The organism is Rhodococcus sp. IEGM 1305, from assembly GCF_030058635.1.
In the GTDB taxonomy this organism is placed as follows: domain Bacteria; phylum Actinomycetota; class Actinomycetes; order Mycobacteriales; family Mycobacteriaceae; genus Rhodococcus_F; species Rhodococcus_F opacus_D.
Genome location: NZ_JASHKX010000003.1, coordinates 162,267 through 178,164, shown reverse-complemented (window position 1 = coordinate 178,164; position 15,898 = coordinate 162,267). Strand labels below are relative to the sequence as shown.

Sequence of the window (15,898 nt, the reverse complement as noted above, 5' to 3'; positions counted from 1 at the left end):
ACACCAGCGAGACAGTGGGCCGAGCCCGCCGGGCGGACAGGCGGTTCCGCAAGCGGATGGGCCATTGGGGACTCACTGTCGAGATCCAAGCCCCGGCTCCGTCCCCGCGTCGAATCGGCAAGACAACACAAGACAACAACTGGACGATGGATCTCATGGCACACGTACAACGTTTCGACCACATCGGCATCACCGTCGCGGACCTCGACTCGGTGACGGCGTTCTTCGTCGGACTGGGCCTCGAGGTAGAGGGCACCGGATCCGTGGAGGGCGAGTTCGTGGAGACCGTCTGCGGTATCCCCGGCGCGCACTGTGAGATCGCGATGCTGCGGCCGCCCGACGGAGGGTCCCGGCTGGAGCTCGCGGCCTTCGTCACGCCCGACTACGTGCCCGGATCGCCCACGGCGATGGCAAACGAGCTCGGGCTGCGCAACGTGTCCTTCGAGGTCGGCGACCTCCAGGCGGCCGTCGACGCGGTGGCTGCGGACGGGTACGGGCTCATCGGCGGCATCGGCGAGTACGAGAACAGCGTGCGGATGGCCTACGTGCGTGGGCCCGAAGGGATCATCGTGTCCCTGTTCGAGCAGATCGGCTGACGCGCGTGAGCGCTACCCATGTGTGCCAATCCGTGGCCATGGACGCGGCGGTAGCGCGACAACGCTACAGAATGCCCGTCTGTAGGCGTCCCGTACGCCGATCGGCTACCGGGCACGCAGCGCGCTACCACCAGGAGCGTGGCGTGGACGAGATCGAGCAGACCGGCGATCGTCAGCGTCCGGTTCAGTGACAGGCCGTCGTGTGGGAGGCAGCGGCACCTCGGACTCCTGAAGGTGGACGCTGTTCGTCACATAGTCTCCTCCCAGTTCGGGGTGTCGGCCTGCTGGACCAGAAGCGCAACTTGGACCTGGTTGGTCGCGTGTAGCTTCTCACCGGCGCGACCTCCAGCTCACGTCCGGTGAGAGCGGCGAGCCGGGCGCGGGCGGCGGCGTGCGCGGAGTTGTCATCGCGGGCTCCGGCCAACTCCACAAGACGACGGGTGACCGATGGCGACAGCATCGGCTCGCCGGCTGCGGTCGTGCGGATGGCGTGGACGAAGTCGGCCACCGGCCAGGTGTACCCGCCGCGTAACCCGGTCAGTCCAGTACCAGACCCCGGCGGCGGGACGATCGGACGCTCAACCGGACTCCGCCCTCCATGCGAGGCCGAACGACCTGTGCCGGAATCTGTTCCGTGGACAGGGTGGCGTGAACGATCAGGGCTCGCCCTGCCTGCGCTCGATGACCCAGGCCGCGATCTGAGTCCGGGAGGTGAACCCCAGTTTGGACAGAATGTGCTCGACGTGGCCCTGAGCGGTGCGCTGGGAAATGACGAGTTTGTCGGCGATCGCCCTGTTGGTCAGTCCCTCGGCGACGAGCTCGGCGACCTGCCGCTCCCGCCGCGTGAGAGTCGTCGACCCCGGTCCGACCGCCGCGGCGGTCGTACCTCTCTCGTCGAGGGCGTACCCGGCGGCCTCCTCGAACCGCATCCCGAGACCGCGCCCGAACTCCGCCTCGAACGCACGGTCACCGATCGCCCCACGGGCCTTCTCCTCGTACCGGTCGTGGTGGACGAGCAGCCTCGGGTAGAGGATGCTGGGGCTGCAGCCGGCCCGCGCGAGGCCCTCAGCGGCACCCATCAGCGTCGCCGCCCGCCGAGGAGCACCCTCATCCACCGCGATCCACGACAGGACCTCGATGCACCCCGCGCCGCCGGTGCGGTCATCCACCGACCGGGCGAGCTGCAGCCCCTGCATGACAAGCTCTTTCGCCCCGGAATACTCGCCGCGCCGCCACGCCCCCATCCCGGCACCCCACAGCGCCCAGCCCCGGTACATGAACTCGCCGCGCGATTCGGTCAGCGCAAGCATCTCCCGCTGACACTCCTCGCTCCGCGCCCAGTCTTCGGCCGCGTCACTGGCCGCCGCGAGCCCGGACAGGGACCAGATCATGTACAGCACGTTGCCGTCGTCTCGGAATACTGCGAGCGAGGATTCGAAGTGCTCACACGCTGCCCGGGCATCCAGGGTGATCAGTGCGTGCTGGCCGGCGGCATCGTCCATCAGTGCCGCGGCGGTGCGATCGCCGAGCTGCGCCGCCAGGGCACTGCCGCGCTGAACATAGATTGCCGACGCGTCCGCGTCGCCGTGCAGCCCGGACAGCACACTGAGCACGTACAACGCCGTGATCTGTTCGAGCCCGGGTTCGTCGCCGCGCACCGCGAGAAGCTGCGCCAGCCACCGCATCCCCTCGCGCAGCTTGCCCCGCACCCGCCAGTACGGGTACATCGCGCCCGCCATCCGAATCCCCGCGTTCGCCTCGTGCGGGCCGGTCAGGCAGAACTGCAGACCCGCAACGATGTTGGACTGCTCAGCGTCGAGGCGCAGGGTCCAGGACAGCTGCCGCGAACTGATCCAATCGGACTCCGCCCGCAGCACCAGGTGTGCGTACCAGTCCCGGTGCCGCCGTAGCAATGATGCGAATTCGCCGGTCTCCTGCAACCGTTCCACCCCGTAGTCACGCAGCGTCTCGAGCATCCGGTACCGCGCCGCACCTCCCGTCTCCTCCCGGAGCAGGATCGATTTGTCGATCAGCGACGCCACCACGTCGACAACCTGTTCCGGCGTCATACCGCCGGAACAGATCCCTTCCGCCGCGTCGAGCTCGAAGCCGCCGGCAAACACCGTCAGCCGTCCCCACATCTCCCGCTCCACCCGGGTGCACAAGTCGTAGCTCCAGTCGATACTCCCCAGGAGAGTCTGCTGGCGGGACGGCGCCCCGCGGCTACCCGTCGTCAGCAAGGTGAAGCGGTCGGTCAACCGGTGCAGGATCTGCTCGACCGACATCACCCGCAGCCGCACCGCCGCCAACTCGATCGCCAGCGGCAGACCGTCCAGACGCCGGCAGATCGCCGCGACCACGCCCTCGTTGCTCTCGGTGATCTCGAAGCCCGGCACCGCCGTCGCCGCGCGTTCGGTGAACAGGGTCATCGCCTCGTAATGGCCGAGCCCCCCGCCGGCCACCGACCGCTGCCTCGCCTCCGGCAGCGTCAGTGGCGGCACCCGCAGCACGGCCTCTCCCCCGATTCCGAACGGCTCCCGGCTGGTCGCGAGAATCCGCACGTCCGGACAACTGCGCAAAAGGGTTTCCGCGAGGTTTGCGACCGGGCCGACGAGGTGCTCGCAGTTGTCCAGCACGAGCAACAGCTTCCGCGGCGTCAGATACTCGACGAGCTGCGTTTCCGGGGCGCCGGGCCCCTCGCGCAGGTTCAACGCCGACAGCACCCCGTCGACGACCGCGCCCGGGTCGTACAGTTCCCCCAACCCGACCGACCACACACCGTCGTCAAACGCACGAGACGAATCGGCGGCGACCCGCAGCGCGAGCCTGGTCTTTCCCACACCCCCCACACCGGTCAACGTCACGAGCCGCGACACGGAGAGTAGACGGCGGACCTCGGCGATCTCATGACGGCGGCCGACGAAACTCGTCAATTCGTAGGGAAGGTTCCCCACGTTCGCCGTGCCGCCGGAAGGCATGAAACCGTCACTTTCATCTCACATCCCCTTGCCGACCACGGTACCTTCGCCGCCACGACGCGATCCGGTCCGCGACCACCCTGTCGCTACCCTCTCGTGGCTCTGCACGGGTGATCACCGTGCTGAGCGCCCCAGGGGATCCTCGCCACCGAGAGCTGGGCCTCGCCGAGTACCGGCCACCGGTGGGATAATCCACCTAGGAGGATCGTCCACCCCGAAGACGATGTCCTTGCAGAAACGTCGACCCCGGCCCAGGGCCTCAGGACCGCCCGAGTGCGCCGGGGTCGGCCCACAGAGGAGGGGTGTGGTCCTGCGGCAACCGACGGCGTGCGGAGAACACCGGGAAACCCACAACCGACGCGCATGGTTCCGATTTTGTGTCGCTCTTCCCTGCCATGCGGTAACAAGTCGGAGCCCGTTACCGACGTACTAGATGTCGTAGTCAACGATGACGGACCCGAACAGCGGGCGCTGGACTCGAAAGGCGAGCAGGCAGATGAACGAACTGCTTGATCCACCGCCTCGTGGTCGGTACGTCAGCCGAGAAAACGGCCCCGGCTGTGGGTCGGCCCCGGCCGTGGGTAGTACCACGGGAGCTGTCCGCGCGGCTCGACACGAGCCGGCGCGGGTGATGAGGGCAGGTGAGAGGTTTGGCTAGGGGCATCAAGCGCAACGGCAATCCCGATGCCGATCTCCCAGGAGACGACGCACCGGTGGACGTCGCGGCAGTGCGCCGTGACGACGCTTTGATCGACGCGATCGCCGGCGGCGGTCCCGTCGCAACGGATTCGCCGGAGCAGTACGAGCTCGCGCTTCTGCTGACCAATTGGCGCGCCGACATCGTGGCGACGCCGATGCCGACCGGGCCGCTGCTGGACGACGTGATCGCGGCGATCGACGCCTCGGACGCCCGTTCCGCACGCAGCGCTGCCCGCAGCAAGCTCCGCTTGTTGCGACCCATCGCAGGCGCTGCCGCCGCGATCGCGGTCGTCATGGGTGGCGCCACCATCTTCTCGTACAACGCCGCACCCGGCGATCCGCTGTGGAGCGTCAAGTCGGTCGTGTTCAGCCAGCAGGCCGATTCGACCGTCGCGCAGATCGACACCGCGTCGCAGCTGCAGGAGGCCGAGCGGCTGATCGCCGCGGGCGACGCGGAGGCGGCGAAGAACCTGCTCGAGGGCGCCGCCGACCGTTCCGGCGGGGTACGCGACGCCGACATGCGCAACGAACTCGACGTGTGGCGGGCGAAGCTCGCCGCGGAACTCGAGAAGATCGCTCCCACCACGCCGCCTGCGACGACGACGCCCGGTACCACCACCACCGACACGCCGACGCAGACCATCGAACTGCCGGCCACACCCGGTTCCACGACGGCACCGGGAATCGAGCCGTTGCCGGGAACCCTGCCGCCGGATTTGCAGCTTCCGGGACTGCCGCCCACGTCACTGCCGCCGCTACCCACGACGACGCTCACGGTCCCGCCCGAGACATTGCCGTCCACCAGCCCTGACCCCACCATCACGATGGTCCCGCCTCCGCAGCCGCCCCTGCCTGTTCCGTCGGACAACCCGACCACGCAACCGCCCCCGCCCCCGCCGTCCGACATCCCGACCACACAGCCACCCCCACCTCCGCCGTCAGACGACCCGACCACGCAACCGCCCATCCAGCAGCTGCCGCAGGAGCCTTCCTTTGCGCCGCTCCCGCCGCCCGCCCCGACCAGCTGAGACGGGCAGCATCACGCTGACCCACATCCTGATCGTCTGAGGCCTGGGCGACGAGTACCAGCTGTTCGTGTACCCCACCGCCCAGGGTCGGGGACAACGGCTGTTCCCCTACCGGCGGCGGATCGATTTCCTACTTATGTCGGCTTTCGGCGATCCGCGCCTGAGCAAGCGCGGTCATCACCCGCTCGGTCATTTCCGGCCATGGCGGTCGCCGCAACACCGCGATCGTGCCGATGACGGCCGCCGCGAAACCCGTGCAGACCCCGATCAACGCGTGCAAGCTCGCATCGACGGCAGGCGTCCACGTAGCACCCTCCGCACCGACTGTGTATATACCGACCGGACGCTCACCTCGTCGGCCCCAAGCTGTCCGCGACACAGTAATGATCACCGTGCCGTTACTCGCCTCGTACGGCTCGCCGAAGACCAGCATCGAGTCCTCCTTGTCGGGGCCGTCAGTCTACTGCGCGAACAGCGGCGATCGCCCCGATCAGCGCTGTCGATATCGACGTCGATGTCGAACTAGGCTGCGACTGTTTGGTGCGTAGTGGTGTCATCCATGAGTGCAGGAATGCCAGACTGGACTACTGCCTTTGGCGGCACTGCACCATTCGGAAGCGGATCGGCCGACGGAACACGATTTTCGACGTTCGCGATGAGTCCAGCCATCTCTTCCGGTCTGTCTATTTGTATCCCGGTCCATCCGATCATTGGAGGAGGCGCCCATGCCCCGCACCCGCATCCACAACATGAACATCTCCCTCGACGGCTACGCCGCCGGCGAGCACGTGACGTTCGACGCCCCGATCGGCGGTGCGCAACGGCTATTCGACTGGTTCGACGGACGCGTCATCCACGGGGTCGACCGGGTAGACGCCCCGATCACTCTGGACCGCGCCGTGACCAGCCTGTGGGGCCAGGGCATCGGCGCGGAGATCATGGGGCGCCGCAAGTTCGGGCCCCACAGCGGCGATTGGCCCGACGACGGGTGGCGGGGCTGGTGGGGCGACGAACCGCCATTTCACACACCAGTGTTCGTCATGAGCCACTACCCACACCCGAGCATCGACTTTGCCAACGGAACCAGCTTCCACTTCGTCGACGCGCCACCCCGTGAGGTGCTGCGCAGGGCCCAGGAAGCAGCGAACGGCCAGGACGTCCGTATCGGCGGAGGACCCTCGACCGTGCGGCAGTTTCTGCAAGCCGACCTGATCGACTTCATGCACCTGGTGATCGTGCCCATCACCCTCGGGCGAGGCGTATCCCTCTGGGAGGGATTGAACGGCATCGAAGACCGCTTCACCGTCGAGACCGTCACCTCACCCAGCGGTCTCACCCATCAGCTCTGGAACAAGAACGGCCATGACTGAACCCGGTTCTTCGGCCAGTCGGGGATCCACCTACTAAGGGATCGAGGTGGAGCGGCACGGAGTCGAACACAAGGAGCACGGCAGGAGCCGTTGACGAGCAAGGTGTTCGAGGATCGCTGGATAGTTGGCGAAAACCTCACCGAAGTTGCAGGTCTGACCCTCAGCGGTCCCGGAGTGGATCGACGATGAGGACGGGGACGCGTTGGAGTAGCCGACAGCGCGCCGAGGGACGGGCGGTTCCGCAAGCGGATCCTCGGCGGGAGGCCCTCGATCGCTTGGCGTTGCGCTAGGGCCGCCGTCCGAACCAGTCGAGGAGTCGGGCCTGCTGCGAAGCGTCGGGAGGCAATGTGCCACTCGGGCCCTCGCCATACGCACCGAAGGCGAGCATGTCCTCCAGATATGGTTCCACCACGCGCGACAGCCCGGCGACCACAGGCGGATCAAGAGTTTCATCGAGACCCGCCGCGCGGAGGAGGTCCCACGCGTGGACCACCAGGTCGACGAGCCGGAAGCGCAGGAACGCCTCGGCGGGGACGTCGCCGTTCGGGCCGGGAACCGGCTGTTCCGGTGGTGCGGCGGCGAAGGCCTCGGCCTGGTGTCGTGACGATTCGGCCACCGCGGCAACCGGGTCGACTCCGAGCTGGTCATCCGAGAGCATGTTCCGGGCCTGCTCACGACCGACGCCGGCAAGCAGGAGCGCAGTGAAGCGGTTTCCCACCACGACGTGCTCGACCAGGTCGCGCACCGAAATCTGTGACGGCGTGGGCAGGTCCCATGAGTCCACCGGCAGTTGGCGCACCACGCGCTCGAATTCGGCCGAGGCAGCGAGAATGAGTTCCACCTCTCGCACGGTAGCGGTCGTGGACTGGCTCCGGACAGGTACGTCGTGGCGGATGCCCTTCTCGGGAACGGCGTACGGCGATTCTCCTCACCAGGGCGGTGACCGAGTCTCTCGCCGCGGGCATGTCGTGGGCGCAGATCGCCGAGCGTTCCCGGCCACGGCCCCCACGACATACTGAATCTGTCGACAGGCGCGCCCGTCCTGCAGCGCCCGGATCACTAATCCAGACTCGTCCGTTGAGCGGAACGGGAAGCGCCGGTGGCTTCCCGCTGTCGATCGAAATTCTCTGGCTCCCGCTCACGCACGTCGTCAGGCGCGAGAGCGTCGTTCGAGCATCAGGACGCTGATACTCGCCACGACCAGAACCACCGCCAGCGCGAAGAAGACGTCGCGTGGGAGGAAGCCGGCGCCGAGGGCAGACCCGACGATCAACGGGCCTGCGATTCCACCGAGGCGCCCGATCCCGAGGGCCCAGCCGACTACGGTGGACCGCATGCCGGGTGGATACAGCACAGTCGCCAGGGCGATGACGCTCATCTGCCCGCCCGTCACACACGTGCCCGGCAGGAATGCAGTTCCGAGAAGCGCCCAGGTGCTGCCGCCACCGATCACCCACCCCAATGCCGCGACGAAGGGCCGCACCGCCGAGATAAACAATGCCGAGAGTGCGGAACGGGTTGGTCTTGTCCATCGCGGGACCGATGATGATTGCTGCCAGAATCCCGCCGATCGTGGTCAAGACGGTCGAGGCGATAACGACGCGTGACGGTGCTCCCAGCAAGCCGACGATCGTCGGAACCCAGCTTTGAATTGATCCCACGGACAGCGGGTTCGAGCAGTGCCACCGAGCCGACTCGCTCGGGCGTCTCCAGCGCCAGCTGGAGCGCGACGAGCGTGGGTCGTACCACGAGACGAAGGCACTGGCGGGTACGAGCACGACGCGCTGACCGCCCTCGCGCAGCTGATAGGTCAGTTCGACGTCACCGAACCGGGCACTGTCCACGGCGTCCCCTACAATCCGCTCCATGAAGTCAGTTCCAGTGGAAGCGCTCACGAAGGGCCTCCGCGCAGAAGACCCGGTGGGTGGTCCCGCAGAGCCACTCACCGGGTTTCGGACTTCGAACGGCCACCGTGCACCGGTGGCCGCGTCACACCTCTAGCGAAGGGGGAATCCGAGACGGATGAGCGATTCCTTCAGCCGATCCCGCCCGTTCAACCGTGTCGCGGACGCGAGTCGGTCCAGAACCCTGTCGATCCAGGAATGTTCGAGCTGCTGCGCCGAGTAGAAGGCAGCGATCCGCCCCTCGTAGGCGTCGACGTGGTTGCGCTGGGCAGGCAGGTCGTACTTCTCGTGGTGCAATACCGCAGCTCGGGGCAGGCGCGGCTTGATCTGGGCGTCGGCGTCCGGATGTGGCTGCCCGACGACGAGCCCGAACACCGCGAACACGTGGGGCGGCAGGCCGAGTTCCGCCGCGACTTCCTCGGGCTTGTTGCGCAGCGCCCCGATGAACACCGTTCCCAGCCCGAGCGACTCCGCCGCGGTCACGGCGTTCTGCGCCGCCAGGGCGGCATCGATGAACCCGATATAGCTGCTCTCGAGATAGTCGGCGCCCTCGATCGGCGCGCCGCGGTCGCCGGCGAGCTGGCGGACACGGGCGAAGTCGGCGAGCCAGACCAGCAGGACGGGGGCCTCGATGATGTGGGCCTGGTCGCCCGCCAGTGCGGCCAGACGAGCCTTGCTGTCAGCGTTGCGGACCGCGACGACACTCCACGCCTGGAGGTTCGACGACGTGGCGGCCGACTGCGCAGCCGACACGAGCACGTCGAGTGTCTCGTCGGTCAGCGGATCGGGCACGTAGCGGCGGACCGACCGGTGCGAGTGCAGGGCTTCCAGAACCGGATTCCACTGCGCGGGTTCGGTGAGGGCGGGGTCCCAGTAGCGCTGCTGCAGCGCCGTGCGGGGTGCGATGTCTGCGATAGTCACCCGGACAGGAAAGCCGACCACCGTCCCCCACTCCAGTATTAGGCGCACCATGATTCCTGAGATCTCCCCGCGTTCTCGTCGACACCCGCGAACGGGACGCGTGAACAGCCGCAGCGACGCCGCCGATCGGCGACAATTCGGGGGCCTCCGACAGCTGTTCGGGACTAGTAATGCAAGGGAGTGGACGTGACGGAACGGGTGATCGTGGTGACGGGTGCCGGCTCGGGAATCGGTCGGTCGATCGCGACCGGACTGCTCGACGCCGGGCATCACGTGGTGCTGACAGGGCGGGCGCGGGAAAAGCTGGACGAGACAGCGCACGGTCACGAAGACGCCGTCGTGGTGCCGGCCGACGTCTCGTCGCCGCAGTCGGTGCACAGCCTCTTCGCCGCCGTGGCCGAACGATTCGGCCGCCTCGACGTACTCGTCAACAATGCGGGCACCTTCGGCCCCTCCGGCGCGGTGGACGAGATCGAACCGGCGGACTGGGACCGGACGGTCGCCACAAATCTGACCGGGGTCTTCCTCTGCTCCCGGGAGGCCGTGCGGATGATGAAAGCCCAGACACCGCGCGGCGGACGCATCATCAACAACGGCTCACTGTCCGCCCACACACCACGACCCGCGAGCGTCGCCTACACGGCAACCAAACACGGGGTGTCGGGGTTGACCAAGTCGATCGCGCTCGACGGACGCGACCACGACATCTGCTGCACCCAGATCGACATCGGGAACGCCGCAACCGCCATGACCGAAGGCATCGGTCACTCCGCCCGCCAACCGGACGGATCAATGCGAGCGGAACCCACCTTCGACCCGCGGTACGTCGCGGACGCAGTGACCCGACTGGTCGAACTCCCCTTGGACGTCACCGTGCCGACGATGACCATCATGGCCACCGGCATGCCGTACATCGGCCGCGGCTGACCGCGCGGCCGATCAGCGACGCGGGTCTGCCCAGTCGACCCGGGCGGCCAGTGCGTGCAGCGACCGTTTCCTGCTCGCGTTGGATTCCCCGACCCAGGCGATGCGTCCGTAGACGTATTCACGGAAATGCGGTCTGCCGTCACGATTCTGCGAATCGGGTCCGTAGCGAGCGCAATTGAAGAGCAGCGCTCTCAGGTCGTCGTAGTCGGCTCGCGCCGCCTGCGGACGGGTGTTGACCACCAGACCGGCCAGGTGCTGGCGTCGGTGCGCCCGCATGATCCGGGTCTTGGCCGGGTGCACCGAGAAGCCTTCGTCCGCAACGATCCGGCCGACGGCGTGGATAAGTCGGTCCACCGCCAGTTCCGTGCCGGAGAACGCAAGGTCGTCGGCATATCTCGTGTAGCAGGCCCGATGGGTTCTTGCGAGGCCGGTCAGTCTGCGGTCGAGTCGGTAGGCGACGAGATTGGCGAGCGCCGGCGAGGTCGGTGCGCCCTGCGGCAGGTGCGCACCCCGGAGTCGACTGGCCGCATCGAAGGGAAGCTGCGCGAGGACACCCGGCGGGGTGGCCGTGGTGCAGAGTCCGGCGAGCACGCGTGACACCGGGGTCGGGTAGCCGAGGGCATCGAAGACCGCCCTCACCCGCGTCTGGGAGACGGAGGGAAAGAAGGCACGGAGGTCGATGCGCACCACGACGTCGTGCCCGGCATGGGGAGCGGCGAAGGTGTGGACGCTGCGACCTCGGACGAATCCGTGCGCCGCGGCGTGGGGTGGGACGCGGTCGAGGACCGAACGCAGAATCCGGCGCTGCACCTCTCGAAGGCGTTCCTTGGGTGCCTCGAGCAGCCGGTGGTCCGATCGGATCCGATAGCGGTAGTGCTGCAGCGGAGTCGCTTTCGTGCGCAACCATCCGCCGGGGTCTGCGAACCAGTCGAGTTCGGCAGGGGTGAGACCGACCGCCTCGGCGACCCCCGTCGTGCGCGACCACCGTGGGACGTCGAACTTCCAGTCACTGCCGGACACCTCGACGACCGTGTCCGGTTGCTCGATCTGCGGGAGATCCGACAGCAGCCGATAGACGCTGTCGACGCCGTCGACCGGCGGCGTGGGCATCAGGTCGTGGAGCCGTGACGCGATTCGTCCGGCATCCGGTGCACCGGCTTCCTCGAAGCGGAGCATCAGGCCGGCCCTGGTCCACGCTCCGGCGGTCGCCACTTCCGCGAGGCGACGGGCAATTTCAGGCCGCAGGGCCCGGCCGGTTGTCACGTGTGCGACGGTGCGAGGTGACCGATATCTGTCGTCTGCGGCGCGCCGAAGCACGCGGAGCATACGGTCGCGCGTCGAACGGTGTCTCCGATGAACACTGTCGAGCCAGGGGTTACCCCTGACGTGGTCGAGGCCGGCGAACCGGCCACACCACTCTCACCTCTGCACCGTCGCACCTCGTGAGAATGCCACATGATCTCTGCCGTGCGGGGCCCTATCGGTCGCGAGGTCGAATCGAGCGACTCCGCTGGGCGGAGTACGCAATCGACCCAGTCAGCGAGACCGCCGCCGTGATCGTCAAAGCACGAGGAACACCGATCGAGGGCCTGCGGGCCGCGTCCAGTCGTCACGACGTTCCCGTGCTCGTCGTCGGCGACGACGCGGATTAAACACGACTGATCGCGATGGCACGCACAGCGGTCGCGGGTGCTGCGGTCGATTCGGTATCGGGCGTGCGTCTCGGCGATCTGTTCGCCTTCGCCAACGCCGTAGCCTCGATAGCCAACGGAGCCGCCAGCATCGTCGATCCTTCGGGCCGCATCCTCGGATACTCCACGGTGCCGGGCCAGCCGATCGACGACCTACGGCGCGAGATGACTCTGACCCTGCAGGAGCGGACACCCCGGCAGCGGCTGTCTTCGAGGACTATTGGACCGAACTCAACCTACTGGAGATCGGTAAGTACATCGCCGAGAAGCATCTCGACAAGTTCGACGTCATCGATGCGATCCGGGCGTACGACGCCACCCATCACACCGACTTTCTGATCACCCTGCGTGCGTACTTCGATTCCAACGCGAACGTGTCCAAAGCGGCGGACCGAATGCATGTCCACGGCAATACCATTCGGTACCGAATCACCCGCGCCTCGCCGAAGAATTCCAGATCGACTTCGACAATCCGACCACGCGGCTATGGCTGTGGCTCCGACTCGTTTCGACAGACCTGATGTGAGTGGACGCATGCGGGCCGCGTCCCCGCCTCGCACAACTGCTTTCGACGCCCTGCTCATTCGACCGTCGCTCGCTGACGAAACCGGGTGGTCAGTAACGCGGCGGCGAGTGCTGCCGCCAGGACGATGCCCGAAGCGACGAGCAATGCCAGGTGGTAGCCATCGGAAAGCAGTGGCGCGACGATGAGCGGGCCCGCGATCTGACCAAGGCTGTATCCGGTTGTCAGGATCGCGACCGCGCGTGGGAACTGGAGGTGAGCGCCGATCGTCAGCGACATCTGACTGATGCCGAGGAATGTTCCCCCGAACAGAAATGCGGAGATCAGGGCGGGCCAGAGGCCGTCTGCCACCGCGGGCAACGCGATGCCGGCGGCCTGAACGACGAGGGCGATCACCAGCAGGATCGGGCGAGACCATCGTCGGCCGAGAGACGCCCAGAGTGGAGCGGACGGTAGCGCCGCCAGCCCGACGATCACCCAGGCGCCACTGCCGGCGAAGCTGCCTGCAGTGTGGTCGATCGCTGCGACGAGAAAGGTGCCGGCGATGATGTATCCGACACCCTCGAGGGAATAGCTGATGAAGAGCGCACTGAACCGGCGGTGCCCCTGCGTGCGCGACCGTCTGCGCTCGGCCGCCGGCGCCGTCGGAGCGCGTTCCGGTGTGAGAGTCCACGCCGCGAGGGTGCAGATCAGGGTCAGCAGTGCGGCCGCCCACCACACGGATCCCCACGTGCTCATCGATCGCAAGAGAAGGACGACGAGCCCGGAGAGGGCAATACCTGCTCCGATTCCGCCGAACGCCCAACCCGACAGGTGTGCCGCCTGCCCACTCAGAGTGGAGTGCATGGCGCTGACAGCGATGACAAAGACCATCGCACTGGTAGCACCCGCAACACAGCGCAGTGCGGCCCAGGCGGTTTCGTTCGATGTCACCGGCATGAGCGCCAGCGTGGCGGTCAGGATCAGCAGCGAGACACGCATGGCTGCCGCCGAGCGCACCAAGGCGGGTAGGACGATTCCGGCCAGTGCCCCGACGAGGTATCCGAGATAGTTCGCCGTCGCCAGAGCGGCGCCCGCCGACGGTGTCAATCCTGCCTGGGCCTCCATCAGTGGGAGCACAGGTGTGTAGACGAACCGTCCGATGCCCATGCTGGCCGCCAATGCGGCCCCGACCTGACCGACCGTGACCCACGGCGATGTCGGCGTGCGGTATGCGGTCAGCTCGCCGGCGCTGTCTATTGCGTTCATGCATTCTCTTTCAACAACATTCGGTTGGCGCACAGGCCCCCGCTAACGAGCCACGGATTTCAGGGAGGCCGGGCGGCTGGACTCGTGAGTATGGAACAGGAATCGCGACATGGCAGGGGTCATGGTGGAGTCCGTGCGGCGGATGAACAGGGTTTCTGCGCGCGAGTCGGCCGGCGCGAGGTGATGCACCTTCAAGGCCGCCGCCAACGGCGACGTGGTCACCACGCCCAGCGGCAGCAGGGTCACGCCCATCCCCGCAGCCGCACACCCGAGGATGCCCTCGAGAGTTCCGAACTCGAGGACATCCGGGCTCGGCACTCCGTGCTGCTCGAAGAGCCGCTCCCGGCGGGCCCGGTAGGCGCAGCCGGCCCGGAAGACGAGAAACCCTGTGCCGCCGGCCATCGGTCATGACGGAGTCCAGATCGGCCACGCGAACGCCGCTCACCAGCACGAGTTGCTCGATGAAGACCTGCTCGGACACCAGGTCCGGGTGCCGCACCGGCCCGCAGACGAACGCACCGTCGAGTCGATGCTCGATCACCTGGGTGGTCAGCGCGTCCGTGGTGTCGGTCGCCAGGGTGAAGTCGACTCGGGGACACTCTTCGCCGAACGCTGCCAGCACACCGGGCAGCCGCGATCCCGCGGTGGTCTCCATGGAGCCGATCGCCAATCGTCCGCCCGGATCTCGATCGTCGCTGACGACCTGCCTCACTTCCCGCACGAGCTGAGTGATCTGCTCGGCATAGGGCAGGAGACGTTCGCCGGAGTTCGTCAGGGTCACGCCACGGGCATCGCGGCGGAACAGTTCCACTCCCAGTTCGTCTTCGAGCGCGCGGATCCGTGAGCTGATGTTCGACTGAACCGTCAGAAGCTCCTTCGATGCCCGGGAGATTCCGCCTGCGCGGGCCACGGCCAGGAAGAAGTTCAGATCGCCGATATCCACGGGAATTACCGTGCTTCACTCCACAGGTCCCGAACGATCTCCCCTGCGGGGGCCGAACGGGCACTGCGATAGCCGACACCGGCCCACAGGGCGAGGCCGTGCGGGTCACCGGCTGCGCCTGCTGCGGCACGCAACCCACTGGTCAGCAGGTGTACCTGCGGATATGCCGCCACCGCGTGAGCATCGAAGTCGGTGATGAAATCATTGACCAGGCCACGCGCGGGACGACCGGAGAACGCGCGAGTGACGACGGTGTCGGTGAAGCGGGCGTCGTGCAACGCGGCGCGGTGCGCGGGTTTGGTCCCTGCCTCGTCGGCGTCGAGGAGAGCGGTACCGATCTGGACGGCGGTGGCACCGGCCGCGAGTGCCATCGCGACGTCGGATCCGGTGGCTATCCCACCCGCCGCGATGATCGGAAGGTCGATCGCTGAGCGGGCCGCCTCGACCAAGTCCCTCGTCGAACGTGGGTCCGGCTCGGCGTCGGGGTCGAGCGTCGCTCGGTGCCCGCCCGCGTCCACTCCTTGCAGACCTATCGCGTCGACGCCCACCCGAGCGGCAGAGCGCGCCTCGTCGACATCGGACACCGTGGCCACCACGGCGCTGCCGGCGTCGTGTAACCGATCGACGACGTCGCGCGGCGGAAGGCCGAAGGTGAACGACACCACGGGAACGGCACGCTCGACCGCGAGGTCGACCTTGGCGTCGAAGGCGTCGTCGTCGAAGTCGACGACCGCCGGCAGCGACACCTGCCTGCGCTCCGCGAGCGGCTGCAGCAACGACCGGTAGGCCTCCACCGCGGCACGGTCGGCCAGGGGGCGACCGGGGACGAAAATATTGAGTCCGAACGGTGCGCTCGTCAGCGCGCGGACCGCGTCGACCTCACGCCGAACCGCGTCGACGGTCTTGTACCCGGCCGCAAGGAAACCGAGGCCACCGGCGGACGAGACCGCGGCAACGAGCTCGGGCGTGCTCGGTCCTCCTGCCATGGGCGCCCCGACGATGGGAATTCGGAGGCCGTCCTCGAGATCGAACACCAGGATCCTTTCGGTCGATGTGTACGTGGTCTTTCC

General features: G+C 67.4%; 15 protein-coding genes and 1 pseudogene. 5 read left to right on the top strand and 11 right to left on the bottom strand.

The genetic code is table 11. From position 1 onward, the window contains the following. Window positions 1-155 precede the first annotated feature (155 nt). Window positions 156-596: a VOC family protein gene (locus QM693_RS07430; protein WP_283351866.1), complete on the top strand. Its 441-nt coding sequence runs from the start codon at window positions 156-158 to the stop codon at window positions 594-596. 656 nt (window positions 597-1,252) lie between these two features. On the opposite strand, the gene QM693_RS07425 is transcribed toward QM693_RS07430, so the two are convergent. After that, window positions 1,253-3,574, bottom strand: coding sequence for an ATP-binding protein (locus tag QM693_RS07425; RefSeq protein WP_283351865.1), 2,322 nt, complete (start codon window positions 3,572-3,574; stop codon window positions 1,253-1,255). Window positions 3,575-4,215: 641 nt separating this feature from the next. On the opposite strand from QM693_RS07425, the gene QM693_RS07420 reads away from it, so the two are divergent. Then, entirely contained in the window at window positions 4,216-5,301 is a 1,086-nt protein-coding gene (locus QM693_RS07420; protein WP_283335034.1) for an anti-sigma-D factor RsdA, read from the top strand. A gap of 130 nt (window positions 5,302-5,431) precedes the next feature. Here the strand turns inward: QM693_RS07420 and QM693_RS07410 are convergent, their stop codons facing one another. After that, entirely contained in the window at window positions 5,432-5,734 is a 303-nt protein-coding gene (locus QM693_RS07410; RefSeq protein WP_283335035.1) for a hypothetical protein, read from the bottom strand. A 292-nt stretch (window positions 5,735-6,026) separates the two neighbouring features. Here QM693_RS07410 and QM693_RS07405 point away from each other — a divergent pair, with 292 nt between their 5' ends. Further along, on the top strand, window positions 6,027-6,671 hold the full coding sequence (locus tag QM693_RS07405) for a dihydrofolate reductase family protein (RefSeq protein WP_283335036.1): 645 nt from the start codon (window positions 6,027-6,029) through the stop codon (window positions 6,669-6,671). A gap of 286 nt (window positions 6,672-6,957) precedes the next feature. Here the strand turns inward: QM693_RS07405 and QM693_RS07400 are convergent, their stop codons facing one another. The 3 genes from QM693_RS07400 to QM693_RS07390 all read right to left on the bottom strand — a co-directional run bounded on the left by QM693_RS07400 (window position 6,958) and on the right by QM693_RS07390 (window position 9,496). Continuing rightward, window positions 6,958-7,512, bottom strand: coding sequence for a TIGR03086 family metal-binding protein (locus QM693_RS07400; RefSeq protein ID WP_283335037.1), 555 nt, complete (start codon window positions 7,510-7,512; stop codon window positions 6,958-6,960). 309 nt (window positions 7,513-7,821) lie between these two features. Then, window positions 7,822-8,154, bottom strand: a complete 333-nt coding sequence (locus tag QM693_RS07395) for an MFS transporter (RefSeq protein WP_283351864.1) — start codon at window positions 8,152-8,154, stop codon at window positions 7,822-7,824. A 514-nt stretch (window positions 8,155-8,668) separates the two neighbouring features. Then, on the bottom strand, window positions 8,669-9,496 hold the full coding sequence (locus tag QM693_RS07390; protein ID WP_283335039.1) for an NADPH-dependent oxidoreductase: 828 nt from the start codon (window positions 9,494-9,496) through the stop codon (window positions 8,669-8,671). Window positions 9,497-9,676: 180 nt separating this feature from the next. Between QM693_RS07390 and QM693_RS07385 the strand changes: the two genes are divergently transcribed. Further along, on the top strand, window positions 9,677-10,423 hold the full coding sequence (locus QM693_RS07385) for an SDR family oxidoreductase (RefSeq protein ID WP_283335040.1): 747 nt from the start codon (window positions 9,677-9,679) through the stop codon (window positions 10,421-10,423). A 12-nt stretch (window positions 10,424-10,435) separates the two neighbouring features. On the opposite strand, the gene QM693_RS07380 is transcribed toward QM693_RS07385, so the two are convergent. Then, window positions 10,436-11,686: a reverse transcriptase family protein gene (locus QM693_RS07380; RefSeq protein WP_283335041.1), complete on the bottom strand. Its 1,251-nt coding sequence runs from the start codon at window positions 11,684-11,686 to the stop codon at window positions 10,436-10,438. A gap of 664 nt (window positions 11,687-12,350) precedes the next feature. Next, window positions 12,351-12,521: a hypothetical protein gene (locus tag QM693_RS07375; RefSeq protein WP_283335090.1), complete on the bottom strand. Its 171-nt coding sequence runs from the start codon at window positions 12,519-12,521 to the stop codon at window positions 12,351-12,353. Between QM693_RS07375 and QM693_RS37600 the strand changes: the two genes are divergently transcribed. Further along, the gene (locus QM693_RS37600; RefSeq protein WP_283335042.1) at window positions 12,489-12,635 is read left to right on the top strand and encodes a helix-turn-helix domain-containing protein; all 147 of its coding nucleotides are present in this window, start codon (window positions 12,489-12,491) and stop codon (window positions 12,633-12,635) included. The two genes, QM693_RS07375 and QM693_RS37600, sit on opposite strands and share 33 nt — an antisense overlap. A 59-nt stretch (window positions 12,636-12,694) precedes the next feature. Here the strand turns inward: QM693_RS37600 and QM693_RS07370 are convergent, their stop codons facing one another. The 4 genes and pseudogenes from QM693_RS07370 to QM693_RS07360 form a co-directional block, all read right to left on the bottom strand. Further along, window positions 12,695-13,885, bottom strand: coding sequence for a YbfB/YjiJ family MFS transporter (locus tag QM693_RS07370; protein ID WP_283335043.1), 1,191 nt, complete (start codon window positions 13,883-13,885; stop codon window positions 12,695-12,697). Window positions 13,886-13,927: 42 nt separating this feature from the next. Continuing rightward, the gene (locus tag QM693_RS37790) at window positions 13,928-14,287 is read right to left on the bottom strand and encodes a LysR substrate-binding domain-containing protein (protein ID WP_411194593.1); all 360 of its coding nucleotides are present in this window, start codon (window positions 14,285-14,287) and stop codon (window positions 13,928-13,930) included. Window positions 14,288-14,384: 97 nt separating this feature from the next. Continuing rightward, window positions 14,385-14,795: pseudogene (locus tag QM693_RS37785) on the bottom strand (LysR family transcriptional regulator); the annotation flags it as partial. A gap of 38 nt (window positions 14,796-14,833) precedes the next feature. After that, window positions 14,834-15,862 carry an NAD(P)H-dependent flavin oxidoreductase gene (locus QM693_RS07360; RefSeq protein ID WP_283335044.1) on the bottom strand — a complete coding sequence of 343 codons (1,029 nt, stop codon included), beginning with the start codon at window positions 15,860-15,862 and terminating at the stop codon, window positions 14,834-14,836. Window positions 15,863-15,898: the final 36 nt, after the last annotated feature.